This window comes from Modestobacter sp. URMC 112 (assembly GCF_053502575.1).
The window spans coordinates 4,815,415-4,840,900 of sequence record NZ_CP199957.1 but is presented as its reverse complement, the minus strand read 5'-3'; the positions used below and the strand labels follow the sequence as shown (position 1 = coordinate 4,840,900).

20 protein-coding genes are annotated in these 25,486 nt (G+C 74.4%); 14 read left to right on the top strand and 6 right to left on the bottom strand.

The window, feature by feature from the left end:
• Positions 1-5 precede the first annotated feature (5 nt).
• On the bottom strand, positions 6-1,625 hold the full coding sequence (locus ACWIX6_RS22945) for a long-chain fatty acid--CoA ligase (RefSeq protein ID WP_448614754.1): 1,620 nt from the start codon (positions 1,623-1,625) through the stop codon (positions 6-8).
• A gap of 231 nt (positions 1,626-1,856) precedes the next feature.
• Here ACWIX6_RS22945 and chvE point away from each other — a divergent pair, with 231 nt between their 5' ends.
• The 7 genes from chvE to araA all read left to right on the top strand — a co-directional run bounded on the left by chvE (position 1,857) and on the right by araA (position 11,113).
• Positions 1,857-3,008 (top strand): multiple monosaccharide ABC transporter substrate-binding protein, encoded by a 1,152-nt coding sequence (gene chvE, locus ACWIX6_RS22940; protein WP_448614753.1) that lies wholly within the window; start codon positions 1,857-1,859, stop codon positions 3,006-3,008.
• 222 nt (positions 3,009-3,230) lie between these two features.
• Entirely contained in the window at positions 3,231-4,769 is a 1,539-nt protein-coding gene (gene mmsA / locus ACWIX6_RS22935; protein ID WP_448614752.1) for a multiple monosaccharide ABC transporter ATP-binding protein, read from the top strand.
• Positions 4,766-6,019: a multiple monosaccharide ABC transporter permease gene (gene mmsB, locus ACWIX6_RS22930; protein ID WP_448614751.1), complete on the top strand. Its 1,254-nt coding sequence runs from the start codon at positions 4,766-4,768 to the stop codon at positions 6,017-6,019. Before mmsA ends, mmsB begins: the two co-directional genes overlap by 4 nt.
• A gap of 122 nt (positions 6,020-6,141) precedes the next feature.
• Entirely contained in the window at positions 6,142-7,164 is a 1,023-nt protein-coding gene (locus tag ACWIX6_RS22925; RefSeq protein ID WP_448614750.1) for a LacI family DNA-binding transcriptional regulator, read from the top strand.
• A gap of 99 nt (positions 7,165-7,263) precedes the next feature.
• Positions 7,264-8,919: a xylulokinase gene (locus ACWIX6_RS22920; RefSeq protein WP_448614749.1), complete on the top strand. Its 1,656-nt coding sequence runs from the start codon at positions 7,264-7,266 to the stop codon at positions 8,917-8,919.
• Positions 8,916-9,593: an L-ribulose-5-phosphate 4-epimerase gene (locus tag ACWIX6_RS22915; RefSeq protein WP_448614748.1), complete on the top strand. Its 678-nt coding sequence runs from the start codon at positions 8,916-8,918 to the stop codon at positions 9,591-9,593. Before ACWIX6_RS22920 ends, ACWIX6_RS22915 begins: the two co-directional genes overlap by 4 nt.
• A gap of 17 nt (positions 9,594-9,610) precedes the next feature.
• Positions 9,611-11,113 (top strand): L-arabinose isomerase, encoded by a 1,503-nt coding sequence (gene araA / locus ACWIX6_RS22910; RefSeq protein WP_448614747.1) that lies wholly within the window; start codon positions 9,611-9,613, stop codon positions 11,111-11,113.
• A gap of 64 nt (positions 11,114-11,177) precedes the next feature.
• On the opposite strand, the gene ACWIX6_RS22905 is transcribed toward araA, so the two are convergent.
• A complete protein-coding gene (locus tag ACWIX6_RS22905) occupies positions 11,178-11,933 on the bottom strand; it encodes a DeoR/GlpR family DNA-binding transcription regulator (protein ID WP_448614746.1) in 756 nt (251 codons plus the stop codon).
• A gap of 48 nt (positions 11,934-11,981) precedes the next feature.
• On the opposite strand from ACWIX6_RS22905, the gene ACWIX6_RS22900 reads away from it, so the two are divergent.
• Positions 11,982-12,725, top strand: a complete 744-nt coding sequence (locus tag ACWIX6_RS22900) for an NUDIX domain-containing protein (protein WP_448614745.1) — start codon at positions 11,982-11,984, stop codon at positions 12,723-12,725.
• Here ACWIX6_RS22900 and ACWIX6_RS22895 read toward each other — a convergent pair.
• Positions 12,682-13,887, bottom strand: coding sequence for a cytochrome P450 (locus ACWIX6_RS22895; RefSeq protein WP_448614744.1), 1,206 nt, complete (start codon positions 13,885-13,887; stop codon positions 12,682-12,684). The genes ACWIX6_RS22900 and ACWIX6_RS22895 overlap by 44 nt on opposite strands.
• Before the next feature lie 85 nt (positions 13,888-13,972).
• Here ACWIX6_RS22895 and ACWIX6_RS22890 point away from each other — a divergent pair, with 85 nt between their 5' ends.
• Together ACWIX6_RS22890 and ACWIX6_RS22885 are read left to right on the top strand one after the other, a co-directional pair.
• Positions 13,973-14,914, top strand: a complete 942-nt coding sequence (locus tag ACWIX6_RS22890; protein ID WP_448614743.1) for a DUF5926 family protein — start codon at positions 13,973-13,975, stop codon at positions 14,912-14,914.
• Positions 14,915-15,053: 139 nt separating this feature from the next.
• The gene (locus tag ACWIX6_RS22885) at positions 15,054-16,034 is read left to right on the top strand and encodes a cytochrome c oxidase assembly protein (protein ID WP_448614742.1); all 981 of its coding nucleotides are present in this window, start codon (positions 15,054-15,056) and stop codon (positions 16,032-16,034) included.
• Between the two features lie 10 nt (positions 16,035-16,044).
• On the opposite strand, the gene ACWIX6_RS22880 is transcribed toward ACWIX6_RS22885, so the two are convergent.
• The gene (locus tag ACWIX6_RS22880) at positions 16,045-16,599 is read right to left on the bottom strand and encodes a sigma-70 family RNA polymerase sigma factor (RefSeq protein ID WP_448614741.1); all 555 of its coding nucleotides are present in this window, start codon (positions 16,597-16,599) and stop codon (positions 16,045-16,047) included.
• Positions 16,600-16,645: 46 nt separating this feature from the next.
• Here ACWIX6_RS22880 and ACWIX6_RS22875 point away from each other — a divergent pair, with 46 nt between their 5' ends.
• From ACWIX6_RS22875 to ACWIX6_RS22865, 3 genes are all read left to right on the top strand, one after another.
• On the top strand, positions 16,646-17,368 hold the full coding sequence (locus ACWIX6_RS22875) for a zf-HC2 domain-containing protein (protein WP_448614740.1): 723 nt from the start codon (positions 16,646-16,648) through the stop codon (positions 17,366-17,368).
• A 106-nt stretch (positions 17,369-17,474) separates the two neighbouring features.
• The gene (locus ACWIX6_RS22870) at positions 17,475-18,092 is read left to right on the top strand and encodes an RNA polymerase sigma factor (protein WP_448614739.1); all 618 of its coding nucleotides are present in this window, start codon (positions 17,475-17,477) and stop codon (positions 18,090-18,092) included.
• Positions 18,089-19,090 (top strand): hypothetical protein, encoded by a 1,002-nt coding sequence (locus ACWIX6_RS22865; RefSeq protein ID WP_448614738.1) that lies wholly within the window; start codon positions 18,089-18,091, stop codon positions 19,088-19,090. Before ACWIX6_RS22870 ends, ACWIX6_RS22865 begins: the two co-directional genes overlap by 4 nt.
• A 42-nt stretch (positions 19,091-19,132) precedes the next feature.
• Here ACWIX6_RS22865 and ACWIX6_RS22860 read toward each other — a convergent pair whose 3' ends face one another.
• Entirely contained in the window at positions 19,133-20,353 is a 1,221-nt protein-coding gene (locus tag ACWIX6_RS22860; RefSeq protein WP_448614737.1) for an arginine deiminase, read from the bottom strand.
• Between the two features lie 43 nt (positions 20,354-20,396).
• A complete protein-coding gene (locus ACWIX6_RS22855) occupies positions 20,397-23,744 on the bottom strand; it encodes a BTAD domain-containing putative transcriptional regulator (protein ID WP_448614736.1) in 3,348 nt (1,115 codons plus the stop codon).
• A 204-nt stretch (positions 23,745-23,948) separates the two neighbouring features.
• Between ACWIX6_RS22855 and ACWIX6_RS22850 the strand changes: the two genes are divergently transcribed.
• Positions 23,949-25,457, top strand: a complete 1,509-nt coding sequence (locus ACWIX6_RS22850; RefSeq protein ID WP_448614735.1) for an FAD-binding protein — start codon at positions 23,949-23,951, stop codon at positions 25,455-25,457.
• The last annotated feature ends 29 nt before the right edge of the window (positions 25,458-25,486 follow it).

The following is a 25,486-nucleotide window of genomic DNA, read 5'->3' as shown; positions in this document are numbered from 1 at the left end:
CCCCGCTACTGGCTGCCGCCGGCGTGCTCCGCGAAGCGGGCGCGCAGGTCCTTCTTGGAGAACTTGCCCACGCTGGTCTTGGGCACCTCGTCGATGAACTCGACCGCGTCGGGCATCCACCACTTGGCCACCAGCGGGCGGAGGTGCTCGAGGATCTCCTCCGACGTCGCCGTCTTGCCCTCCTTGAGGACGACGCAGGCCAGCGGTCGCTCGTCCCACTTGGGGTGCGGGATCCCGACGACGGCGGCCTCCTTGACCGCCGGGTGGCTCATGATCGCGTTCTCCAGGTCCACCGAGCTGATCCACTCACCGCCGGACTTGATGAGGTCCTTGGTGCGGTCGGCGATGCGGATGCTGCCGTCGGGTGACATGGCGGCGACGTCCCCGGTCCGCATCCAGCCGTCCGGGGTGGTCAGCGTGACGCCGGCGTCCGGGTTGTAGTACTCGGCGGCGCACCACGGACCGCGGACCTGCAGCTCGCCGGTGGCCTTGTCGTCCCACGGCTGGGGCTCGAGGGTGTCGGCGTCCACGATCCGCGCCTCGACGCCGACGAACGGGATGCCCGCCCGGGACCGCCAGGCCGCCTTGGTCTCGTCGTCGGCGTCGTCCATCGACAGCTTCAGCACCGCGGACGAGGCGACCGGGTGGGTCTCGGTCATGCCCCACGCCTGCAGGATGGGCAGTCCGACCTGCTCCCGGTAGGCCTCCGACAGCGCCTTCGGCACCGCCGACCCGCCGCAGCCGATCTCCCGCAGCTTGTGCTCCCGGCCGGCCAGGTGCGGCAGCACGCCCTGCCAGATGGTCGGGACGCCGGCGGTGAAGGTGACGCCCTCCTCCACGATCAGGTCGGCGAGTGCCTGCGGCTGCATCATCGAGCCGGGCATGACCATCGCCGAGCCCGCGGCGGGGCCGGCGTGCGCGATGCCCCAGGCGTTGGCGTGGAACATCGGCACGACGGGCATGGCGGCGTCGCGGACGCCCAGGCCGAAGGCGTTGGGCGCGATCACGGCCATGGTGTGCAGGTACGTCGAACGGTGGCTGTAGACGACCCCCTTGGGGTTGCCCGTGGTGCCGCTCGTGTAGCACATGTAGGCGGCCGACCTCTCGTCGGTGACCGCGAAGTCGACCGGCTGCGCGTCGGCCAGCAGCGTCTCGTAGTCCAGCACCCGAGGGTCGTCGGGGATCTCGTTGTCCCCGCCGTCGTCCATCACGACGACGTTCCGCACGGTCTTCATGGTGTCGATCAGCGGCCACAGCAGCGGCAGCACGGTGCGGTCGACGAAGACCACCTCGTCCTCGGCGTGGTTCGCGATGTAGGTCAGCTGCTCCGGGAAGAGCCGGATGTTGAGGGTGTGCACGACCCGCCCGGTGCAGGGACCGGCGAAGTACAGCTCCAGGTGGCGGGCGGAGTTCCAGGCGAAGGTGCCGATCCGGCCGTCCGCGCTGATGCCCAGGGTGTCGAAGACGCCGCCGAGCCGGCGGGTCCGCTCGGCCCACTCGGCGTACGTGCTCCGCAACCGGCCGTTGGGCCCGTTGGTCACCATCGGGACGTCGCCGTGGTGCCGCTCGGCGTAGCGGAAGATGGTGTCGATCGTCAGAGGGACGTCCTGCATCAGTCCGTGCATGGCCGCATGGTGCCAGTGACCCGGCTCACCTTCCACCCGTCCCCGGCCCGCGCGGTGGCCACGCACCGCCCCCGCGCCGGTGAACGGGCCGTTACGAGACCGTGACGAGCCACTTCCGGACAAGGGGTTGACGCACCCACCCTGTTAACGCTCACACTGGCACGGCTCGCGCGGAAGCGGGCCTGAGCGCCGGATCCTGCGGCGGCCAGAGGTCTCGAGGAGGAGATGGCAGTGAGCAAGAAGCTCAGGTTGACCGCGCTGGGGGCCGCGCTGGCCGTCGGGCTGGTGGGTTGTGGAGGTGAAGGCGCCGGAAGTGGCGGCGCCGGCACGGAGAACGCCTCGCCGGAGGACCTCTCGATCGGCGTCGCGATGCCGACGGAGACGTCCGAGCGCTGGATCGCCGACGGCAACAACGTCAAGGAGCAGCTGGAGGCGGCCGGGTACACCGTCGACCTGCAGTACGCCGGTGACGACATCCCGACGCAGTCCCAGCAGGTCGACCAGATGATCACCCAGGGCGCCGACGCCCTCATCGTGGCCGCCATCGACGGCACCGCGCTCAGCAGCCAGCTGCAGGCCGCCGCTGACGCCGGCATCCCCGTCATCAGCTACGACCGGCTGATCCGCGACACCGAGAACGTCGACTTCTACGTCAGCTTCGACAACTACAAGGTCGGCGTCGCCCAGGGCACCGCCCTGCTGGTGGGCCTGGGCCTGCTGAACGAGGACGGCTCGCCGGGCACGGCCACCGGGCCGTTCAACATCGAGCTGTTCGCCGGCTCGCTGGACGACAACAACGCCGCCTTCTTCTTCAACGGTGCCGTCGACACCCTCCAGCCCTTCATCGACGGCGGTCAGCTGGTCGTCAAGTCCGGCCAGACCGGCATCGAGCAGGCGGCCATCCTGCGCTGGCAGCAGGAGACCGCCCAGCGTCGCATGGAGGACCTGCTGACCGGGGCCTACAACGACGGCTCCAAGGTCAACGGCGTCCTGTCGCCCTACGACGGCATCTCGCGCGGCATCATCACCGCCCTGCAGAACGCCGGCTACGGCCCGAACCTCGACTCGCCCAACCCGATGCCGATCGTGACCGGGCAGGACGCCGAGATCGCCTCGGTGAAGCTGATCGCCGACGGTGTCCAGCACTCCACGGTCTTCAAGGACACCCGGCTGCTGGCCGAGCAGGCCGTGACCGCCGCCGAGGCCTTCCTCGAGGGCAACGAGCCGGAGGCCAACGACACCGAGACCTACGACAACGGGGTCAAGGTCGTCCCGTCCTACCTGCTGCCGATCGAGACGGTCTACCAGGACGACATCCAGCCGGTCCTGATCGACTCCGGCTACTGGACGGCCGAAGAGGTCGCCAGCGGCCAGTCGGACTGACCTCCGGCTCCCAGTCCCGGCCGGGCCGGGCAGCTCAGCTGCCCGACCCGGCCGGCACCACCTGCTCGCGGCGCGCCGGGAGCGCCGGGCCCGGATCCCGGATCCGGGCGTGCATCTGGTCCACCCGGGCGGACTGGCGCACACTCTGCGCACCACGTGGTGCCCCACATCACAGTGCCCCACCGCCCGACACCCGCTGCGACGACGAGGACGACGGAGTCCATGGACGACCACATCCTGGAGATGCGTTCCATCACCAAGACCTTCCCCGGCGTCAAGGCGCTGGAGGACGTCTCACTGGCCGTTCGCCGCGGCGAGATCCACGCCATCTGCGGTGAGAACGGCGCCGGCAAGTCCACGTTGATGAAGGTGCTGTCCGGGGTGTACCCCGCAGGCAGCTACGACGGCGAGATCGTCTTCGACGGGCAGACCTGCCAGTTCGGCGGGATCCGCGACTCCGAGCACGTCGGGATCGTGATCATCCACCAGGAACTGGCCCTGGTGCCGTACCTGTCCGTCGCGGAGAACATCTTCCTGGGCAACGAGCGGCGTGGCCGCGGTGGCCTGATCGACTGGAACAAGGCCAACGCCGAGGCGGCGCAGCTGCTGCACTCGGTGGGTCTCCACGAGAACCCGGTGACCCCGGTCGGTCAGCTCGGCGTCGGCAAGCAGCAGCTGGTCGAGATCGCCAAGGCGCTGTCCAAGGACGTGAAGCTGCTGATCCTCGACGAGCCGACCGCCGCGCTCAACGACACCGACTCCGAGCACCTGCTCGGGCTGCTCCGGCAGCTCAGGGAGCGCGGGATCACCTGCATCATGATCTCGCACAAGCTCAACGAGATCACCGCCGTCTCGGACAACGTGACCATCATCCGGGACGGCAGGACCGTCGAGACGCTGAGCCTGCACGCCGGCGAGGTGACCGCGGAGCGGATCATCCGCGGCATGGTCGGCCGGGACCTGGAGTCCTACTACCCCGAGCGCGAGTCGCACCCCGGCGAGGAGGTCCTCCGCGTCGAGGACTGGACCGTCCGGCACCCCACCCAGGACCGCCTGGTGGTCGACCACGCGAACTTCAGCGTCCGGGCCGGCGAGGTCGTCGGCATCGCCGGGCTGATGGGCGCCGGGCGCACCGAGCTGGCGATGAGCATCTTCGGTCGCTCCTACGGCCGGGACATCTCGGGTCGGATCTTCATGCACGGCAACGAGGTCAAGGCGCGCAGCGTCGCCGAGGCCATCGACCGGGGCATCGCCTACGCCACCGAGGACCGCAAGAAGTACGGCCTGAACCTCATCGAGGACATCCGCCGCAACGTCTCCGCCGCCGCTCTGTCGAAGCTCGCCACCCGTGGCTGGGTGAACGGCAACGAGGAGATCAAGGTCGCCGAGGACAGCCGCAAGAGCATGAACATCAAGGCCCCCAGCGTGATGTCCATCGTCGGCAAGCTGTCCGGGGGCAACCAGCAGAAGGTCGTGCTGTCCAAGTGGCTGTTCACCGACCCCGACGTGCTGATCCTCGACGAGCCCACCCGCGGCATCGACGTCGGCGCCAAGTACGAGATCTACACGATCATCAACCGGCTGGTGGCGGCCGGGAAGGCCGTGCTCGTCATCTCCTCCGAGCTGCCCGAGCTGCTGGGCATCTGCGACCGGATCTACACGTTGTCGGCCGGCCGGATCACCGGTGAGCAGCCGGTGCGCGAGGCCACCCAGGAGAGCCTCATGGCGCTCATGACCAAGGAGAGGGAGCTCGTCGGATGACCAGGACCGTGCCCCCGCCGGCGGACCAGACGCCCGCGGAACCCACCGTCGCACCAGGTGTGGCGCTGCACACGGGGACGAGCGACTTCCGTCAGCTCATCTCCCGCAACCTCCGGCAGAGCGGCATCTACGTCGCCTTCGTGGCGATCGTGGCGCTGTTCGCGATCCTCACCGGCGGCACGTCGCTGAGCCCGGGCAACATCACGAACATCGTCCTGCAGTACTCCTACATCCTCGTGCTCGCCATCGGCATGGTCATCGTGATCATCGCTGGGCACATCGACCTCTCGGTCGGGTCGGTGGTCGCGCTCACCGGCGCGGTGTCCGCCGTCCTGGTGATCCAGCAGGGCCTGCCCTGGTGGGTCGGCATGCTCGCCGCCCTCGCCGTCGGCCTGGCCGTCGGCGCCTGGCAGGGGTTCTGGGTCGCCTACGTCGGCATCCCGGCGTTCATCGTCACCCTGGCCGGCATGCTGCTGTTCCGCGGTCTCACCCTGCAGGTGCTGGACAACATCTCCCTGTCACCGTTCCCGCCGCAGTACCAGAAGGTGGCCAGCGGCTTCCTCAACGGCCTTCTCGGCGGCAACGGCTACGACGCGTTCACGCTGCTCATCGGGGCGATCGCGGTGGCCGGCTACGCGGTCAGCGGTTTCCGCACCCGGCTGGCCCGGATCAAGTACCAGCAGCCGGTCGAGTCCTTCCCGCTGTTCGTCGCCCGGGTGGTCGCCGTCGGCGCCGTGGTCATGTACTTCGCCTGGCAGCTGGCCCACGCCCGCGGCCTGCCGATCGTGCTGATCATCCTCGCCGTGCTGATCATCGCCTACGGCGTCATCACGACCCGGTCGGTCTTCGGCCGGCAGGTGTACGCCATCGGCGGCAACCTGTCCGCCGCCACGCTGTCCGGCGTCAAGGTGAAGACCGTCAACTTCTGGATCTTCGTCAACATGGGCTTCCTGGCTGCGGTGGCCGGGGTCATCTACTCCTCCCGGTCCAACGGCGCACAGCCCGCGGCGGGGAACATGTTCGAGCTCGACGCCATCGCCGCGGCCTTCATCGGTGGCGCTGCGGTCACCGGCGGTGTCGGCACGGTCGTGGGCGCCATGGTCGGCGGCCTGATCATGGCCGTCATGAGCAACGGCATGCAGCTCATGGGCGTCGACCAGTCGATCCAGTCGGTGGTGAAGGGCCTGGTGCTGCTGCTGGCCGTTGCCTTCGACGTCTACAACAAGCGCCGCGCCGGGGCCTCCCGCTGAGCCGGTGTCGCCCGGCGGCTGCGCCGGGCGACACCGATGGCCAGGCCGGAGGTCTCCGGCCGGCGACTGCTCGACGAACAGGGGGAACGGTGGAGCCCGAAGGGGCGACCAGGGCGTTGGTCATGTCCGACGTGGCCGCCCGGGCCGGCGTCTCGCACCAGACCGTCTCCCGGGTGGTCAACGGGCACCCGCACGTGGCGCCGGCGACGCGGGAGCGCGTCCAGCAGGCCATCGAGGAGCTGGGGTACCGGCCGAACACCGCGGCCCGGGCCCTGGTCACCGGATCGACCCGGACCATCGGCCTGATCACCTCGCACATCAACCAGTACGGACCGGCCCAGACGCTGCTGGGCCTCGAGCAGGCCGCCCGGGCAGCCGGCTACTCCCTGGGTGTCGCGCTCCTCGACGACGACAGCGAGGGGGCGATGCGCGAGGCGGTGGACCGCTTCGTGGCCCAGTCCGTCGACGCGGTCATCGCGCTGTCCACGTACGGGCAGGCGGTGGAGTCGCTGCGCCGCTTCGAGGCGCCCGTGCCGCTGGTCGCCGTACAGGTCGGCCGGGACGAGCGGCGCCCCACGGTCTGGGTGGACCAGGAGGCCGGCGCGGCGCTGGCGACCCGGCACCTGCTCGAGCTGGGGCACCGGACCGTGCACCACGTGGCCGGGCCCGGTGACTCGATGGAGGCCCGGGGCCGGGTCGTCGGGTGGCGCCGGGAGCTGGTCTCCGCCGGCGCGCCGGTCCCCGAGCTGCTGACGGGCGACTGGTGGCCGGAGTCCGGACACGCGGCCGGCCTCCAGCTGGCCGCACGGATCCGCTCCCGCCCGGCGGGCTCGCCCGAGGTGACCGCCGTCTTCACCGCCAACGACCAGATGGCCCTCGGGCTGCTCAACGCGCTGCACGACGAGGGGTTGTCGGTGCCCGGCGACGTGAGCGTCGTCGGGTTCGACGACGTCCCCGAGGCCGCCTACTACACCCCGCCCCTGACCACGGTCCGGCAGGACTTCGCCGAGCTGGGCCGGCGGGGCGTGGAGCTGGTGCTGGCCCGGCTGCACGGCGACGAGCACGAGGTCCAGCCGGTGGCCCCCCAGCTGGTGGTGCGGTCGAGCACCGGCCCGGCCGGGCGGCTCGGGAGACGGACAGCGTGAGCGCACCCGTCGCCGACTCCGCGTGTTAGCGCTAACATCAGCCGCCCCTCCGGGCGTGAGGACCGGTCCGACCACCCCGTGGCGAGAGGCTCAGCAGAGATGACGATGGACGTCGGCGCGGCGATCTCCGGTGGTCGCACGGCCCTGGGCATCGAGCTGGGGTCGACCCGGATCAAGGCGGTGCTGATCGGCCCGGACCACGCTCCGCTCGCGGTCGGCAGCTCCGACTGGGAGAACCAGTTCGTCGACCGGCTGTGGACCTACTCGCTGGAGGCCGTCTGGGCCGGGGTGCAGCAGAGCGTCGCGGCGCTGGCCGACGACGTGCGGCGACGTCACGGCGTGGAGCTGGCAGGGGTCGGCGCGCTGGGCGTGTCGGCGATGATGCACGGCTACCTGGCGCTGGACGCCGAGGGCGAGCTGCTGACGCCGTTCCGCACCTGGCGCAACACCAACACCGGTCCGGCTGCCGAGCGGCTCAGCACGGAGCTCGGCGTCAACATCCCGCACCGGTGGAGCGTCGCGCACGTCTACCAGGCGATCCTGGACGGCGAGGACCACGTCGGCCGGCTCGACCACCTGACCACCCTGGCCGGGTACGTGCACTGGCGGCTCACCGGCGAGAAGGTCCTCGGCGTCGGGGATGCCAGCGGCATGTTCCCCATCGACACCTCCGTGGCCGACAGGGCCACCGCCGGGTACGACGCCGCCATGCTGGCCCGGTTCGACGAGCTGGCTGCTGAAGCCGGGGTCGGGTGGTCCCTCGCCGACCTGCTGCCCAGGATCGCGTCCGCGGGCGAGCCGGCCGGCGAGCTCACCGAGGACGGCGCGCGGCTGCTCGACCCGTCCGGGCGGCTGCGTCCCGGCATCCCGCTGTGTCCGCCCGAGGGCGACGCGGGCACCGGGATGGTCGCCACCAACTCGGTCGCCCCGCGCACCGGCAACGTCTCGGCCGGCACGTCGGTCTTCGCCATGGTGGTGCTCGAGCGCGAGCTGAGCCGGGCGCACCGGGAGCTGGACCTGGTCACCACTCCGGCCGGCGACCCGGTGGCGATGGTGCACTGCAACAACGGGGCCAGCGAGATCGACGCCTGGGTCGGGCTGTTCGCCGAGTTCGCCCGGGCGGTGGGGTCCGACGCGGACACGTCGGCGGTCTTCGAGGTGCTGTTCGGCGCCGCCCTCAGCGGGGCCAGCGACGGCGGCGGGCTGCTGGCCTTCAACTACCTCTCCGGGGAGCCGATCACCGGCCTCGAGGAGGGGCGGCCGCTGTTCCTGCGGTCCCCGGACAGCCGGTTCGACCTCGCCACCTTCATGCGGACGCACCTGTTCGCGTCCCTGGCCACGCTGCGGATCGGCATGGACGTCCTGCAGAGGACCGAGCGCGTGCGGCTGGACCGGATGTTCGCGCACGGCGGCCTGTTCCGGACCAAGGGCGTGGCGCAGCGCTTCCTGGCCGCCGCGATCGACACCCCGGTGTCCGTCGGCGACGTCGCCGCGGAGGGCGGCGCCTGGGGCATCGCCGTCCTGGCCGCCTTCGGAACCGGCCGCGCGCCGGGGCAGGACCTGGCCGACTACCTGGAGACCGCCGTCTTCGCCGGAGCCAGCCAGCAGACCGTCGAGCCGGACCCGGCCGACGTCGCCGGGTTCGACGAGTTCATGCAGCGGTACGTCGCCGCGCTGCCGGTCGAGCGGGCCGCCGTGGCCCACGTGGGCGCCGACCACGGCACCTCCACCCCATCCCCCGAGGAGCAGGCATGACCGCCTCCCTGACCGAGCAGGGCACGCACCGCGCGCAGCGCGAGCACGTCGCCGCCCTGCACGCCGAGCTGACCCGCTACCAGCTGGTCACCTGGACCGCCGGCAACGTCTCCGAGCGGGTGCCCGGCGAGGACCTGTTCGTCATCAAGGGCAGCGGCGTCTCCTACGACGAGCTCACCTGGGAGGGCATCACCGTCTGCGACCTGGACGGCGCCGTCGTCGACGGGGTGAAGGCACCGTCGTCCGACACCGCCGCGCACGCCTACGTCTACCGGGCCATGCCGCAGGTCAACGGCCAGGTGCACACCCACAGCCCGTACGCCGCGGCCTGGGCCGCGCGGGCCGAGCCGATCCCGTGCGTGCTGACCGCCATGGCCGACGAGTTCGGCGGGCCGATCCCGGTCGGTCCCTTCGCCCTGATCGGCGACGACTCCATCGGCCAGGGCATCGTCGCCACGCTGTCCGGGCACCGCTCGCCCGCCGTGCTGATGCAGAACCACGGCGTCTTCACCATCGGGCCGTCCGCGACGGCGGCGGTCAAGGCCGCCGTCATGACCGAGGACGTCGCCCGCACCGTGCACCTCTCCCGCCAGCTGGGGGAGCCCGTCCCGATCGCGCAGGCCGACATCGACAGCCTGTACGCCCGCTACCAGAACGTCTACGGCCAGCGTTGAGCCCGAAGGAGCAGCACGTGTCGTTCGAAGGTCAGGAGATCTGGTTCCTCACCGGCAGCCAGGGGCTGTACGGCGAGGAGACCCTCCAGCAGGTCGCCGAGCAGTCCCAGCGGGTGGCCGCCGTCCTGGAGGACGCCGACGCCGTCCCGGTCCGGGTGGTCTGGAAGCCGGTGCTCACCGACGCGGGCGCGATCCGCCGCACGATGGGCGAGGCCAACGAGGACCCGGCCTGCCTCGGGGTGATCACCTGGATGCACACCTTCTCCCCGGCGAAGATGTGGATCTCCGGGCTGGACGCACTGCGCAAGCCGCTGCTGCACCTGCACACCCAGGCCGACGCCGCGCTGCCGTGGTCCACGATCGACATGGACTTCATGAACCTCAACCAGGCCGCCCACGGCGACCGGGAGTACGGGTTCATGCTGACCCGGCTGCGCACGCCCCGCACCACGGTCGCCGGGCACGTCGGCAACCCGCGGGTGCAGGCCCGGGTGGGGTCCTGGGCGCGCGCCGCGGCCGGCGCCGCGGCCGCCCGCGGGCTCAGGCTCGCCCGGTTCGGCGACAACATGCGCAACGTCGCGGTGACCGAGGGGGACAAGGTCGAGGCGGAGATCCGCTTCGGCATGTCGGTGAACACCTGGGGCGTCAACGACCTGGTCGAGGTGGTGGACGCCGTCCCGGACGGCGACGTCGACGCCGTGGTGGCCGAGTACGGCGACCTGTACGACATGGACGACGACCTGCGCCCCGGCGGCGAGCGGCACGACAGCGTCCGCTACCAGGCCCGGGTCGAGGTGGCGCTGCGGCAGTTCCTCACCGACGGCGGCTTCGGCGCGTTCACCACCAACTTCGAAGACCTCGGCGGGCTGCGGCAGCTGCCCGGCCTCGCCGTCCAGCGGCTGATGGCCGACGGGTACGGCTTCGGCGGCGAGGGGGACTGGAAGACCTCCGCGCTGCTGCGGGTGCTCAAGGTCGCCGCCGCCGGGCTGCCGGGCGGCACGTCCTTCATGGAGGACTACACCTACGACCTGGCCTCGGACCCGCCCAAGGTCCTCGGCGCGCACATGCTCGAGGTCTGCCCGTCGATCACCGGCGAGCGGCCGAGGCTCGAGGTGCACCCGCTGGGCATCGGCGGCCGGGAGGACCCGGCCCGGCTGGTGTTCACCGCCGCGCCGGGCGCCGGCGTGGTGATCGGCTGGTCGGACCTCGGCGACCGGTTCCGCTGGGTGGCCAACGAGATCGACGTGGTGGAGCCGTCCGAGCCGCTGCCCAACCTGCCGGTCGCCCGGGCGGTGTGGGAGCCCCGGCCGGACTTCGGGACGGCGACCGAGGGCTGGCTGACCGCCGGTGGGCCGCACCACACGGTGCTGTCCACCCAGCTCGGGGCTGCGGAGCTCACCGACCTGGCCGAGGTGTTCTCCACCGAGCTCGTGCTCATCGACGCCGACACCACGCGGCGCAGCCTGGCCCAGGAGCTGCGCTGGAGCGCGGCCTACCACCGCCTGGCCCAGCGCCTCTAGTTGAAAGGACCCCCTTGCCCCCCGCCGCGAGCTTGCGAGCGGTGGGGGGCAAGGGGGTCCTTCGTCAAGCGGGTACCAGTCGGACGCCGGCGGCGGCCAGCTCCACCAGCGTGGGGGTCTCCCGCGGCACGTCGGTGACGACGCCGGCCACCTCGGCCAGCGGGAGGACGGCGAACGGCGACGCCGCGCCGATCTTCTCCGCGCTGGCCAGGACGTAGGTGTCCGCCGCCCGGTGGGCCAGCGCCCGCTTCATCGCTGCCTCGTCCGCGTCGCCGGTCGTCAGCCCGGCGGTGGGGTGCACGCCGGTCACCCCCATGAGGAAGACGTCGGCGTTGATCCCCTCCAGCGTCTCCAGTGCGGCGGCGCCGCAGGTCACCGCCGAGTGCTTGAACAGCCGCCCGCCGATGACGAAGACCTCCACGACCGGGTGCTCGACGAGCGCCGCCGCGATGGTGGGGCTGTGCGTCACCACCGTCGCCCGCAGGTCCGGCGGGAGCGCCCGGGCGACCGCCAGGGCGGTCGTGCCGCCGTCGAGCAGCACGGTGGCGCCGGGGAGGACCAGCGCCGCCGCGGCCACGGCGACCGCCTGCTTGCTCGCCGTCCCCACCGACTGCCGGGCGCGGTAGTCGGCGACGGCGGGGGAGGCGGGCAGCGCTCCGCCGTAGACCCGCTGACACAGGCCGGCAGCGGCGAGGTCCCGCAGGTCCCGCCGCACGGTGTCCTCGGAGATGCCGAACTCCTCGGCCAGCTCGCGGGCCACGACCCGGCCGTCGGTGCGCAGCCGGTCGAGCAGGGTGTCCCGGCGTTGGGCAGCCAACATGCACGTTTCCTCTCGTTCCTGCACGATTGTGCATGTATTGTCCGGGTCATGTCGACGACGACGCGACCGATGCCCATCCTCGTGGCCACGCCTCCCGGACCCGGCCGTCCGGGCATCGACGTCCCCGACCACCGCGGACGCACCGGGCTGGACCGGGCCGGCCGGGACCTGACCGGCAACCCCGACGTCCGGGTCGTCGACGTCGAGCTGCTCGCCGCCGGCTGGCACGTGCTGCGCCGCACCACCGTCGACCGGCGCCGGGCCGACGGCTCCTGGACCCGGGAGGCCCGGGAGACCTACGACCGGGGCAACGGCGCCACGGTCCTGCTCTACGACCCCGCCCGGCGGACCGTGCTGCTCACCCGCCAGTTCCGCTACCCCGTCTACGTCAACGGGCACCCCGACGGGATGCTGGTGGAGGCCGCCGCCGGGCTCCTGGACGACGACGCCCCCGAGGACGCGATCCGGCGGGAGGCGGCCGAGGAGACCGGGGTGGAGATCGGGGACCTCGAGCACGTCTTCGACGTCTACATGAGCCCCGGGTCGGTGACCGAGCGGCTGCACTTCTACGCCGCGCCCTACACCCCCGACCGCCGCACGGGTGCCGGCGGTGGACTGGCCGAGGAGGGCGAGGACATCGACGTCCTGGAGCTGCCCTTCGACACCGCGCTCGAGATGGCCGCCGACGGCCGGATCGCCGACGCCAAGACGGTGATGCTGCTGCAGTGGGCCGCCCTGCGCGGACCGTTCAGCGGGACAGGACGACGGGGAGCTCCCGCAGGCCGCGGATGACGAACTCGGGACGGCGGCGGGCCGGGGCCCCGAGCTCCAGCCGGGAGGTGCGGTCGAGCAGGGCGCCGAACGAGGCCTGCAGCTCGACCCGGGCCAGCGGCGCGCCGATGCAGAAGTGCACGCCGGCGCCGAAGGAGACGTGCGGGTTGTCGGCGCGTCCGACGTCCAGGGTGTCGGGGTCGGCGAACACGGCCGAGTCGCGGTTGGCGCTGCCCAGCAGGGCCGCGATCTTCTGACCGCGGCGCACGGGAACTCCGCGGATCTCGACGTCCTCGGTGGCGGTGCGTTCGAACAGCTGCAGCGGGGAGTCGAAGCGCATCAGCTCCTCGACCGCCGTCGGCAGCAGCCCGGGCTCCTCCCGCAGCCGCCGCAGCTGGCCGGGGTGCTCGAGCAGCGCCAGCAGGCCGTTGCCGGTGACGTTGACCGTCGCCTCGTGGCCGGCGTTGAGCAGCAGGATGCAGGTGGTGACCAGCTCGTCCTCGGTGAGCCGGTCGCCGCCTGCGTCCCGCACGCCGACCAGGTGGCTGAGCAGGTCCTCGCCCGGGGCCCGGCGGCGCTCGGCGGCCAGCGCGCGCAGGTAGCCGACGAACTCGGCGGCGGCCCGCTCGGCGTCGTCCTCGACCTGCGCCGTCCGGCCGTACTCGTACATCTTCACGATCGCGTTGGACCACGGGCGCAGCAGCGGCCGGTCGGCCGGCGGCACGCCCAGCAGCTCGGCGATGACCGCGACCGGCAGCTCCTCGGCCATCCCGGTGACCACGTCCACCGGCTGGGTCCCGCCGGACCGCTCCACCAGCCGGTCGACCAGCGTGCCGGCGAGCTGCTCGACCCACGGCCGCAGCCGCTCCACGTGCCCGCGGGCGAAGGCGGTGCTGATCAGCCGGCGCAGCCGGGTGTGGTCCGGCGGCTCCATCTCCAGGATCGCGTTGCGGTGGATCAGGTTGAAGGCCTCGAACCGTCCGGCCGGCTCCCGGTCCGTCCAGATCCGGCCCAGCCGCCGGTCCCGCAGCACGGTGTTGGCCTCGGAGTGGGTGAAGGCCAGCCACAGCCCCAGCCCCTCGTGCCACTGCACCGGCGCGGAGGCCCGCGCGACGGCGAAGGCCGGGTAGGGATCGGCGACGACGGCCGGGTCGCCGAGGTCCAGGGGCGCAGCCGGCCGCACCCCGGCAGCGTAGTGCGGCCCCTTCGCAGGGTCCCGCCGCGAGCCTGCGAGCGGCGGGGGGCGAAGGGGTCCTTACCCTCGGGGCATGGCCCGCTCCGCGACCCGACGCCGTCCCGCCGCCCCGGCCCCCGCCGCCGACGGTGAGGTCAACCCCAAGGCCCCGTGCCCGTGCGGCTCGGGCCGCCGGTACAAGCACTGCCACGGCTCGGGGTACGCCCCGCCGGTGCGCCGGCCCTTCGAGGGGCTGCCGGCCGAGGCCGACTGGGTGGCGATGCGGGAACTGGTCCCGGCCGCCACCGCACCCCTGAGGACGACGGACGGCCGGACGGTGACCCTGGCCAGCGTGCTGCCCGGTGGCGCGCCGGCGCTGGTCCGCGCCAACGGCGAGATCATGCTCGGCCTGCAGCTGCCCACCTCCTCCGACGACGTCAGCCGGGACGTCGGCACCGCGCTCGCCGCGGCGCTGGAGGCCCCGGCCGGCGCACCGGTGGACCCGGGCCCGATCGGCGCCGCCGGCTCGGCCGGGCCGCGGCTGCAGGAGCTGGTGGACCTCGCCGCCCCGCTGCAGGTGACGGTGCACGACGACTTCGAGTTCTGGCTGGAGGGCACCGACGCCGGACCGGCGGCCCGCGCGGGCCTGCAACAGGCCAACGAGATGGTCATGCCCACCGTGCGGCTGGCCGGGCTGGAGGCGGCCTACTGGTGCCGGCCGGCACCCGAGCGGGCGCACGTCCGCTGGGTCCGGCCCGAGCCGGAGGAGCCGCTGCTGGACGCGCTGGCCCGGCTGCGCGCCGCCGAGCAGCTGACCCTCAGCGAGGACACCCGCTACGCCGGGGCCTTCCGGGCGCACGGCCTGGTCGTGCCGGTGTGGGACGTGCCGGCGGAGACCCCGGGTGCCGACTGGGCCGCGCCGGCCGCCGAGCTGCAGACCCGGCTGGAGGCGGCGCTGCAGCAGGACGCGCCGCTGACCGCGGACGAGCGCCGCGCCCGCGCCGGCCTGCTGTCCCGCCAGGTCACCCTGCGCTGAGGAGGGACCGCCTTCCCCAGCCGCTCGTCGGCCTCGCCCGGAGGCTCGGCCCGAGCCTGCGAGGGCTGAGAGGGGCGGGGTCCTCCGAGGGGCCAGGGTCTCCCGGCGGCGGAGCGCTCGGCGGGCTTACCGTGGGGGCGTGGAGCACGAACACGGCAGCATGGGGCACGTCCTCCCGGAGCTGCCGCCGACCCTGGGCCGGTTGCTCGCCCTGGACCTGGGCTACGCCTCGCCGCTCGCCTGGCTCGCACTGGTCCTCGCGGTGGTCTACCTGGTCGGCGTCCTCCGGCTGAGGCAGCGCGGCACCGCCTGGCCGGTCCTGCGGACCGTCGCGTTCCTCGCCGGGTGCGCCAGCGTCTTCCACGTCTGCGCCAGCGGCCTGCAGTCCTACGGCATGGGGCTGTTCAGCGTGCACATGGTCCAGCACATGGTGCTGTCGATGATCTCGCCGCTGGGCCTGCTGCTCGGTGCCCCGGTGACCCTGGCGCTGCGGGCACTGCCCGGCAGCCGGGGCGCGGCCGGCGTCCCCCGCCGGCTGCTGCTGGCCGGGCTGCACAGCCGGCTGGGCCGGTTCGTCTCCAGCCCGCTGTTCACCGTGCCGCTGTTCATCGCCAGCCTCTACGGCGTCTACTTCACCCCGGTCTTCGACGAGCTGATGTCCACCACGCCCGGGCACACGCTGATGCTGACGCACTTCCTGGTCACCGGGCTGCTGTTCTTCGGGCCGATCCTGGCCGTCGACCCGTGGCCGCGGCGCGCCGGCCACGGCGCCCGGATGCTGGAGCTGGTGCTGCCGGTGCCGTTCCACGCGTTTTTCGGCGTCGCCGTGATGATGAGCAGCAGCCTGCTGCTGACCAGCTTCTCCACCCTCCCGGAGTCCTGGGGCATCGACCCGATGGTCGACCAGGGGTGGGCCGGCGGCGTGGCCTGGTCCTTCGGTGAGCTGCCGACGGTGATCGTGCTGGCCATCGTCTTCGTCCAGTGGAGCCGGTCGGAGGACCGGGCCAACCGGGCGGCCGAGCGGAGCCGCGAGCGCGCCATCGCCCGCGGGGAGAGCGGCGAGGACCCGGCGCTGACCGCCTACAACGAGCGGCTGCGCCGGCTGGCCGAGCAGCGCTGAGCGGCCCCCGTCACGAGGGACGCCGGGCGCGCGGGTGCCCGGCGGCGAGCAGCGCGTCGACGAGGTCGGCGCGCGCCCGGGCCACCCGGGAGCGGATGGTGCCCACCGGGCAGCCCACCACCTCGGCGGCCTCGGCGTAGGGCAGGCCGATCAGCTGGGTGAGCACGAACGCCTCCCGCCGGTCGGGCTCCAGCCGGTCGAGCACGTCCTGCGCGGCGACCGCGCCGCCCACCTCGTCGGCCGGGACGTCGCGTTCCAGTCCGGCCAGGTCGGCGTCGTCGGCGACCAGCACCAGCCGGCGGCGCTGCCTGCTCCGCACGTGGTCGGCGCAGACCCGTCGCGCGATGGACAGCAGCCAGGTCCGCACGCTGGACCGGCCCTCGAAGCCGGCGAGCGCCGGCAGCGCACGCAGGTAGGTCTCCTGGGTCAGGTCCTCGGCCACCTGCCGGTCGCTGAGGTGCGCGCACAACCGCCAGACGTCGGCCTGGGTCGCGCGCACGAACTCCGCCTGCGCGGCGCGGTCGCCGTCCGCGGCCAGCGCCGCGAGCCGCTCCAGCGGTGCCACGTCACCTCCCGGGAACTCCTCGGCCTCCTCCTCCGACTCTGCCAGTGTGGACTGTGACCCCTTCCGCACAGCGGTGTCCGCCCGGCTGGACGGCGAGTCGCCGGGGGTGCCGGCGGCCCGGCTGGACGCGCACCTGGCCGGCTGCGCCGCCTGCCGCGACTGGCAGGAGGCCGCCGCGGAGGTGACCCGGCGGGCCCGGCTGGTGCCCGCGGTCCCCGTCCCGGACGTCACCGCGGCCGTGCTGGCGGGGCTGCCTGCGGCCGGTCGGCCGCGCCGCCCCCGCACCGACGCCGTCGTGCGCGTGGCCCTCCTCGCCGTGGGCGCCGCCCAGCTGGCCGTGGCGCTGCCCACGGTGACCACCGGGACGACGTGGGCGGCCGAGCCGCACCTGGTCGCCGAGACCGCGGCCTGGAACCTCGGGCTGGGTGCCTGCTTCCTGGTGGTGGCCGCGCTGCCCCGGCTGGCCGCCGGGTCGCTGCCCTTCCTGCTGTCCTTCACCGCCGTCCTCGGCTGGGTCACCGTCCGGGACCTCGCCGCCGGGCACGTGCACGCCGGGCGCGCGGGGGTGCACCTGCTGCTGGTCGCCGGCGCGCTGCTGGTCAGCCTGCTGGCGCTGCGCGGCCGGGCCGACCGCAGCAGCCCGACGGGCAGGAGGACGCCGTCGCGCCGCTGGGCGGCGTCCGGGCGGACGGTCTCGCGGAGCCGAGTCCAGCGGCCCGCCGCCGCCGGCCTGGGGGACGTCGGCCCGGTCACGGGGCGGGCTGCCTGAACGTCGGTGGCTGGACCGTGAACCCGGATCCGGGGATCGGACATGTAGGGGTGTGACCACTACACGCACAGCTGCCAGCCCCTCGCAGGGCGTGAGGGGAATGGTCGTGTCCGGAGCCGAGACGTCGTCGGACGGCGACCCACCCCGGACCGACGCACCCCCGACCGACGCGGACCTGATCGCGGACTCGGTGTCCTCCCCCGAGCGCTTCGCCGTGCTGTTCGACCGGCACGCGCCGGCCGTGCACCGGTACCTGGGCCGCCGGGTGGGGGACCTGGCCGACGACCTGCTCAGTGAGACCTTCCTCGTCGCGTTCCGCCGGCGGGCGAGCTGGACGGCCGTGCACGTGGACGTCCGTCCCTGGCTCTTCGGCATCGCCACCAACCTCGTGCACCACCACCACCGCGCCGAGCAGCGCCGCTACCGGGCGCTGGCCCGGGCCACCGGCGCCCCGGACGCGCACGGCTCCGAGGCCCATGCCGAAGCCGACGACCGGATCGACGCGCAGTCGCTGCGGGCCCCGCTCGCCGGCGCGCTCGCCGCCCTCAAGGCGCCCGACCGCGACGTCCTGCTGCTGTTCGCCTGGGGCCAGCTCTCCTACGAGGAGATCGCCGCCGTCCTCGACGTCCCCGTCGGGACCGTCCGCTCGCGGCTGAACCGAGCCCGCCGTCAGACCCGCGCCGCGCTGGGCACCCTCGCGGCCACCCCGGAGGAGCACCTGTGAACGACATCGCCCTGCTCCAGGAGGCCGGGCCGCAGGCCCCGCCGCTGTCCGACCGCGTTCTGCGGGACGCCCGCGCCCTGCTCGACGCCGAGATCGCCGACGCCTCCGCCGCCCCCGCCGGCCGGGTGGTCGCGTTGCGCCGTCCCCGCGTGGGGCTCCTCGGGGGTGTGGCGGCCGCGGCCGCGGCCTGCGTGGCCGCCGTCGCGCTGTGGCCCTCCACCGGCACCGCACCGGCGGGCTCCCCGGCGACGTCGGTGACCTTGGTCGCCTTCGAGATGCCCGCCTTCCCGCTGTCCCTCTCCGAGGTGCCCGACGGGCTGTCCCCGGAGCCGGGCATCGAGGGCAGCGACGAGGGCCTGATGCTGTACCACCGGGGCGCCGACCCGGACGGCTCGGACATCCTGCGGATCACCGTGCGCGACGAGCCGGACATCGGGGTCTGGGAGTGGGACGCCGAGGACGTGACCGTCGACGGCCGCGACGGCGAGTACGTGTCGGAGACGCCGGAGGGCTCCCCCTACGGGACCGAGTACCTCGAGTGGGAGCGCAGCCCCGACCAGTGGGTGACGGTGAGCGGTGACGGCCGGTTCGCCGAGCAGGACGAGCTGGTCGCGGCCGCCGAGTCGCTGGTCGACCGGCCGCAGGTACTGCCGCTCCGGCTGTCGCTGGCGCCGGCCGGGTGGAGCCTGGCGTTCTTCAAGGAGAGCGGGCGGATCGTCACCCTGGCCAACGACGCGTACCCCGAGCAGACGCTGAGCGTGCACCTCCCCGGGGACGCGGTCCCGCCGGCCGAGCTGCCGCGCATGCTCGAGGCCGTGACCGGGCCGGTGCAGGAGACGTCGGTCAACGGGCTGCCCGCGCAGCTCGTGCCCACCGGGAACGGCTGGTACCTGCAGGCGCAGTTCACCGACGGCACCACCTTCGTGGTGCAGGCGCCGGCGGCGTTCACCGCCGAGCAGGTGCTCGAGGTGGCCGGCCAGGTCGTGCACACCCCGTGAGCCGGGTGCGGGAGCGCAGGTCCGCTGCGCTCCCGCAGCCGGCTACAGCGGGTCGCGGGCCACCGGGCAGGACATGCACCGGGGCCCGCCGCGGCCGCTGCCCAGCTCCGAGCCCGCGATCGGGACCACCTCGATCCCGGCGGCCTCCAGCGCGGCGTTGGTGACCGTGTTGCGTTCGTAGGCCACGGCCAGCCGGGGCGCCAGGGCGAGGGTGTTGTTGCCGTCGTCCCACTGCTCGCGCTCGGCGGTCACCGGGTCGAGACCGGTGTCGATCAACCGGAGCCGGTCGATGCCCATCGCCGCCGCCGCGGCGAGCAGGAAGGGCTCCGGCCCGGACACGGCCAGCTCGACGGTGTCCGCGTCGTCGGGGAGCTCCTCGCCGGCGGTCACCGTCCAGGCCTGGAGGGTGTCGGCCACCGCCGGGTACATCACCATCGCGTCGACGTCGACCATCGTGCAGATGGTGTCCAGGTGCATGGTCGCCCGTTCCTGGGCGATCGGGACGACGAGCACCGTGTGCGCCAGCCCCCGGGCGAACACCCGCCGGGCCAGCCGCTCGGCGCCGCCGGCCGTCGTCCGCTCGCCGACGCCGACGGCCAGCACCCCGGGCGCGAGCAGCAGGACGTCGCCGCCCTCCAGGTGCTCCAGCTCGGACTCGTAGAGCTGCTGCGCCCCGGCGAAGCGGGGGTGGTGGGCGTAGAGCGCGGCGGTCAGCGCGCTCTCCCGGTGCCGGGCCGGCATGGCCAGCGAGGTGACGGCCACCTGGTCGCCGACCCACACCGAGGAGTCGCGGGTGAACATCAGGTTGGGCAGCGGCGGGACGACGAACTCCCCGCGGCCCATCAGGTGGTAGGCCAGCCCCCGGCCACCGCGCAGCTCGTCGTGCGCGACCCCGGTGACCAGCGCGGCGGCCAGGTCCTCCGGGGACAGCCCGGACAGGTGCGCGGTCGTCGCGTGCTGCAGGGTGGCGCCCAGCCGGGGGTCGTCCACGGCGGCGGCGATGACCTCGGCCCGGGCGTCGGGCACGGCCATGACCTCGGTGAGCAGCCGGTCCAGGTGCAGCACCTCGACGCCCCGCTCGGTGAGCGCGGCGGCGAAGGCGTCGTGCTCCTCCTGGGCCCGCGCCACCCACGGGACGCCGTCGAAGAGCAGCTGGTCGTTGTTGCGCGGGGTCAGCCGCCGCAGCTCCGCGCCGGGGCGGTGCAGCAGCACGGTGCGCAGCCGGCCGACCTCGCTGGTCACCTGGTTCGCGGGTGCCGTCATGCCGCGAGCCTGCCCGATCACCGCCCCGACCGGCGACCGGGCCCTATCCGGCCATCCGGCGGAGGTGGGCCTGCGCGCGGGCGACCTGGTGCGGCGACCCCACCGCCCGGCCCTGCGCGCACGCCGCCTCCCACCAGCGGACCGCGGCCGCCGGGTCACCGCGGTGCTCGGCGAACCGGCCGAGCAGCTCGTCGTAGGACCCCAGGCTGAACGCCGGCGTGCCCAGCACGGCCTGCCGTCCGCGGTAGGGCAGCAGCGAGAGCACGGCGGCGTCCCACTCCGGCTCGTCGTCCAGCAGCAGCGCGTTCTCCGCCTGCAGCAGGACGGCGACGTCGCTGGCCCAGTCGCGCACGTCCGTCCGCCCCCAGCGCAGCCGCAGCCGGAGCGCCTCGGCGGTGTCGCCGCCCTCCGCCGCGGCCAGCACGGCCATCTCCTGCAGCAGCGGGCTGCCCTCGTCGCCGGTCTCCACCAGCAGCCCCAGCACGGTGTCCAGCCGGCGGTCGGCCCGGCGCAACGCGAACTGGTGGGCGGCCCAGGCGTGCCGGGCGTGCGGGGTGACCCGGCGGTACAGCTCGTAGGCCTCCCCGGTGAACGCCTCGGCCTCCTCGACGTCCCCCCGCAGCCACGCCTGCCCGGCCGCCTGCCACACCCCCTGCGGCCGGACCTCCGGCCCGGACAGCGACGGCGCCAGCCGCCGGGCCGCGGCGTGGTCGGCGTCGAAGCCGGCCGCGTCGGTGAAGTGCAGCCGGATCGCCGCCCGGTGCAGCAGCGCGAAGTACTCGGTGCGCCGCGGCAGGCCGTGCCCGGCCAGCGCGAGCGCCTCGTCGGCGGCGGCCAGCCGCAGCTCCGCCGCCCCGGGCCGGCCCCAGACGGCGATGCCGTAGTTGTTCAGCGTCCGGCCCAGCAGCTCCGGGTCGCCCAGCGAGCGGGCCAGCGCCACGGCCCGTTCGGCGTACCGGACCCCGCGGCCCAGGTCCGCGCTGAAGGCGAGCTCGATGCCCAGCGTGCCCAGCAGCCGCGCGGTCCGGCGCTGGTCCTCGACCGACGGCGGCCGGCCGGTGTCGGCCTCCGCCTCGGCCAGCAGGTCCTCCAGCACCGCGACCATCCCGGCGTCCACCACCCCGTGCGGACGCCAGTTCCACAACGTCACCCCGCCCCACACGGCGGCGGCGTCGGCCAGCCGCTGCCGGTCGCCGGCCTCCCGGGCGGCGGTCATCGCCTCCGCGACCACCTGCTGGGCCTCCAGCAGGTGGCCGCTGCGCAGCAGGTCGTCGCCCAGCGCGGTGAGCAGGTCCAGCCGGGTGCTGCGGCTGTCGGCGCCGTCCCGGGCGAGCAGGTCCAGCGCCCGGCGGGTGTGCGCGGCGGCCTCGTCGTGGGACAGCCGGGCGCGGGCGGTCCCGGCGGCCCGCACCGACCAGTGCAGCGCCCGGTCCGGGCCGAGCACCGGCACCGCCTCGACGAAGTGGTGCGCGAGCCGCTCGTCGAGCGCGTCGCCGTCCCGCCCGGTGCCCGACCGGCCCTGCCGCTCCAGGGCCTGGGCGACCCGGCCGTGCAGCCGGGCGCGGCCCAGCCGGGACAGGTCGCCGACCAGCACCTCCTGGACCAGCGCGTGGCTGAACCGCCAGCTCCACGGTGTGGCGCCGTCCTCGACCAGCCCCGCCGCCAGCGCGGTGTCCATGGCGGCCAGCGTCTGCTCCGGCGGCGCCCCGGCGGCCTCCAGCACGTCGAGGCCGGCCTCCCGGCCGAGGACGGCGGCCAGCTGCAGCACCTCCAGCGTCTCGGCGGGGAGCCGGGCCAGCCGGGTGCGCAGCACGTCACGCACCGATGGCGGCACCGGTGACCGGTCCAGGTGCAGGTCGTGGGCGCCGACCATCCAGCGGGACAGCTCCACGACGTAGAAGGGGTTACCGCCGGTGCGGTCGTGCACCGTGGCGGCCAGGCCGCGGTCGCCCACCTCGCCCAGCTGGGCGGCGAGCAGCGCCGACACGTCGGCGGTGTCCAGCCCACCCAGCAGCAGCCGGCTGGCCGCCGGTTCCCGGGACAGCCGGGTCAGGAACTGCTCGACGACCGCCGGCAGCTCCTCCCCGACGGTCCGCACGGTCACCACCAGCAGCACCGGCGCGCGCAGGTGCCGGGCCAGCAGCCCCAGCAGCTGCACCGACGTGGTGTCGGCGCCCTGCAGGTCGTCCAGCACGACGGTCAGCGGACGGCGGGCGGCGACGGCGGTCAGCCGGGCGCAGAGGTCCTGGAACAGCCGGAACCGGGCGGCGTCGGCGTCGTCCTCGGCACCGGCGGTGGGCTGCAGCGGCTGCTGGCCGAGCTGTTCGAGCACCTGGGTCCAGGGCCACAGGGCGGGCGCGCCGGTGTCGTCGGCGCAGCGGCTCCAGGCCACCGCCCAGCCGCGCTCCCGGGCCAGCCCGGCGGCGGCCTCGGCGAGCCGGGTCTTGCCGATGCCCGCCTCGCCCTCCAGGACCAGGACGGCGGCGCGGCCCGCCGCCACCTGGTCGGCGACCACGCCCAACCGGGCCAGCTCCGGACGGCGGCCGACCAGCGACCCCGGGGCCGGCGCCGCTGCCGGGTTGGGTGCGGCCACCGGTGCCGGGAGGCTGGGCCGGGGGAGGCGCTGCTGCAGGCGGGGGTCCTGGTCGAGCACCGCCCGCTCCAGGTCCCGGATCTCCGGCCCGGGGTCGATGCCCAGCTCCTCGCGGAGCAGCTCGGTGCAGCGCCGGCAGGCCTCCAGCGCGTCGGCCTGCCGGTCGGCCAGGTACAGCGCGGTGACCAGCCGGGCCCACAGCCGCTCCCGCAGCGGGTGCTCGGCGACCAGCCGCTGCAGGTCCTCGACCGCCGCCTCGGGCCGGCCCAGCGCGAGCAGGGCGTCGCAGCGGCGTTCCCGCGCCCGGACCCGCAGCTCCACCAGCCGCAGCCGGTCGGTGGCCGCGGCGGGGGAGTCGCCCAGGTCGGCCAGCGGCTCCCCGCGCCACAGCGCCAGGGCCTCCGCGAGCCGCTCCACACCCTGGCCGGCGTCCCCCGCGGCCACCAGCCGGTCGCCCTCCTCGACCAACTGGCCGAACCGCAGCTGGTCCAGCTCGGCCGGCCCGACCTGCACCAGGTAGCCGGGCGGGCGGGTGAGCAGCACCTGCGGAGCCCGTCGCGGGCCCCGGCCGGGCTCCAGCACCCGGCGCAGCTGGGAGACGTAGGACTGGAGCGTCCCGGTCACCGTCGGCGGCGGGTCGTCGCCCCACAGCGTGTCCATGATCCGGTCCACGCCGACCACCCGGCCCGGCTCGGACAGCAGCAGGGTCAGCAGCGCCCGCGGTTTCGCGCCGCCCAGGTCCAGCGGGCGTCCGTCGTCCCCGGTGACCTCCAGCGGACCCAGGATGCGGAAGCGCACGCCCGCGAGTATGGAGCCCTTCGGCCCCGGTGCCCAGGCCCGCCGCCGCCCCGGCGGCCGCCCTCTCCACCGGTCCCAGTCCCGCCCCAGGTGCGGTCCCAGTCGCTCTCCAGCCCGGCACAAGTGCGCCCCGGCACGGTCTGTCCGTCCCGTTCAGCACCGCGGCGACCGGCCGCGGACGACGAGCCCGAGGAAACGTCCGACATGAGCATCACCGACCTGCCCGTCCCCACCCCGGCTGCCCCCACCTCGGCCGCCCCCGGGGAGGCCGTCCCCGTCCTCCGCCTGCCCGACCCGGCGCCGCCCGCGGCGGCGGACGTGGACCTGCTGCGCAGCCGGGTGCACGGGCCGGTCTACCTCGCCGGCGAGGGCGGCGCTGCGGGGGAGCAGGGCATGGCCGCCGAGGCCGCCTGCTGGAACCTCGCCTTCCAGCACCGCCCGGCCGTCGTCGTGGGCGCCACCTGCGCCGCCGACGTCGCCGCCGCCGTCGGCTGGGCGGCCGAGCACGACCTGCCCGTCGCCGTCCAGGCCACCGGCCACGGCCCGGTCCGCGCCGTCACGGGCGCCGTGCTGATCTCCACCCGGCGCATGCAGGGCGTCGCCGTGGACCCGCACCGCCGCGTCGCCCGCGTGCAGGCCGGGGTCAAGTGGGCGAAGGTCCTCGAGGCCGCCACCGAGTACGGGCTCACCCCGCTGGTCGGGTCCTCCTCCGACGTCGGAGTCGTCGGCTACACCCTCGGTGGCGGCGTGGGCCCGCTGGGCCGCAAGCACGGGTTCGCCGCCGACTCCGTCCAGGCGCTGGAGATCGTCACCGCCGACGGGGTGCTGCACCGCGCCTCCGCCGACGAGGAGCCCGAGCTGTTCTGGGCGGTCCGCGGCAGCAAGTCCAACCTCGGCATCGTCACCGCCATCGAGATCGGCCTGTTCCCCGGCGACGAGCTCTACGGCGGGGGGATCTTCTTCGCCGCCGCCGACGCCGCGGCCGTGCTGCACGCCTACCGGCAGTGGGCGCCGACCCTCCCGGAGGAGGTCACCACTTCGGTGGCGGTGCTGCGGCTGCCGCCGATGGACGAGCTGCCGCCGCCGCTGCGCGGGGCGACGACGGTCCACCTGCGCTTCCTGTCCACCGGTCTGGCGCCAGCGGACGCCGAGGCGCTGCTGGCCCCGATGAAGGCGGCCGGCGGCATCCTGCTCGGCCACGTCGGGCCGATGCTGCCCACCGAGCTCGACGCGGTGCACATGGACCCGGTCGACCCGATGCCGGCCTGGGAGAAGGGGATGCTGCTCGCCGAGCTGACGGAGGGAACGGTCGACGCGCTGCTGGCCGCCGCCGGCCCCGACGTCCCGGTGCCGCTGGTGATGGTGGAGCTGCGCCAGCTCGGCGGTGCGCTCGGCCGGCAGCCGCGGGTGCCCAACGCCGTGCCCGGCCGCGACGCCCCGTGGTCGGCCTTCGTCATCGCCCCCGCGGTGCCGGAGCTGGCCGAGGTGGCGCCGATGGTCGGCCGCGGGGTGCTGGGCGCACTGGCCCCCTGGGCGGCGCCGGGGGGCCTGGTCAACTTCCTCGGCGAGGCCGGCGGCCCGGCCGACGTCGTGGCCGCCTACCCGCCCGCGGTGGCCGAGCGGCTGCTGGAGGTCAAGCGCCGGGTCGACCCGGCCGGCGTCTTCAGCTTCGGCTACGCGCTCACCGGGCGGACCCGCACCGACCGGCCCTGACCCCGCCGGTCTCGCTGACCGCCCCGGGC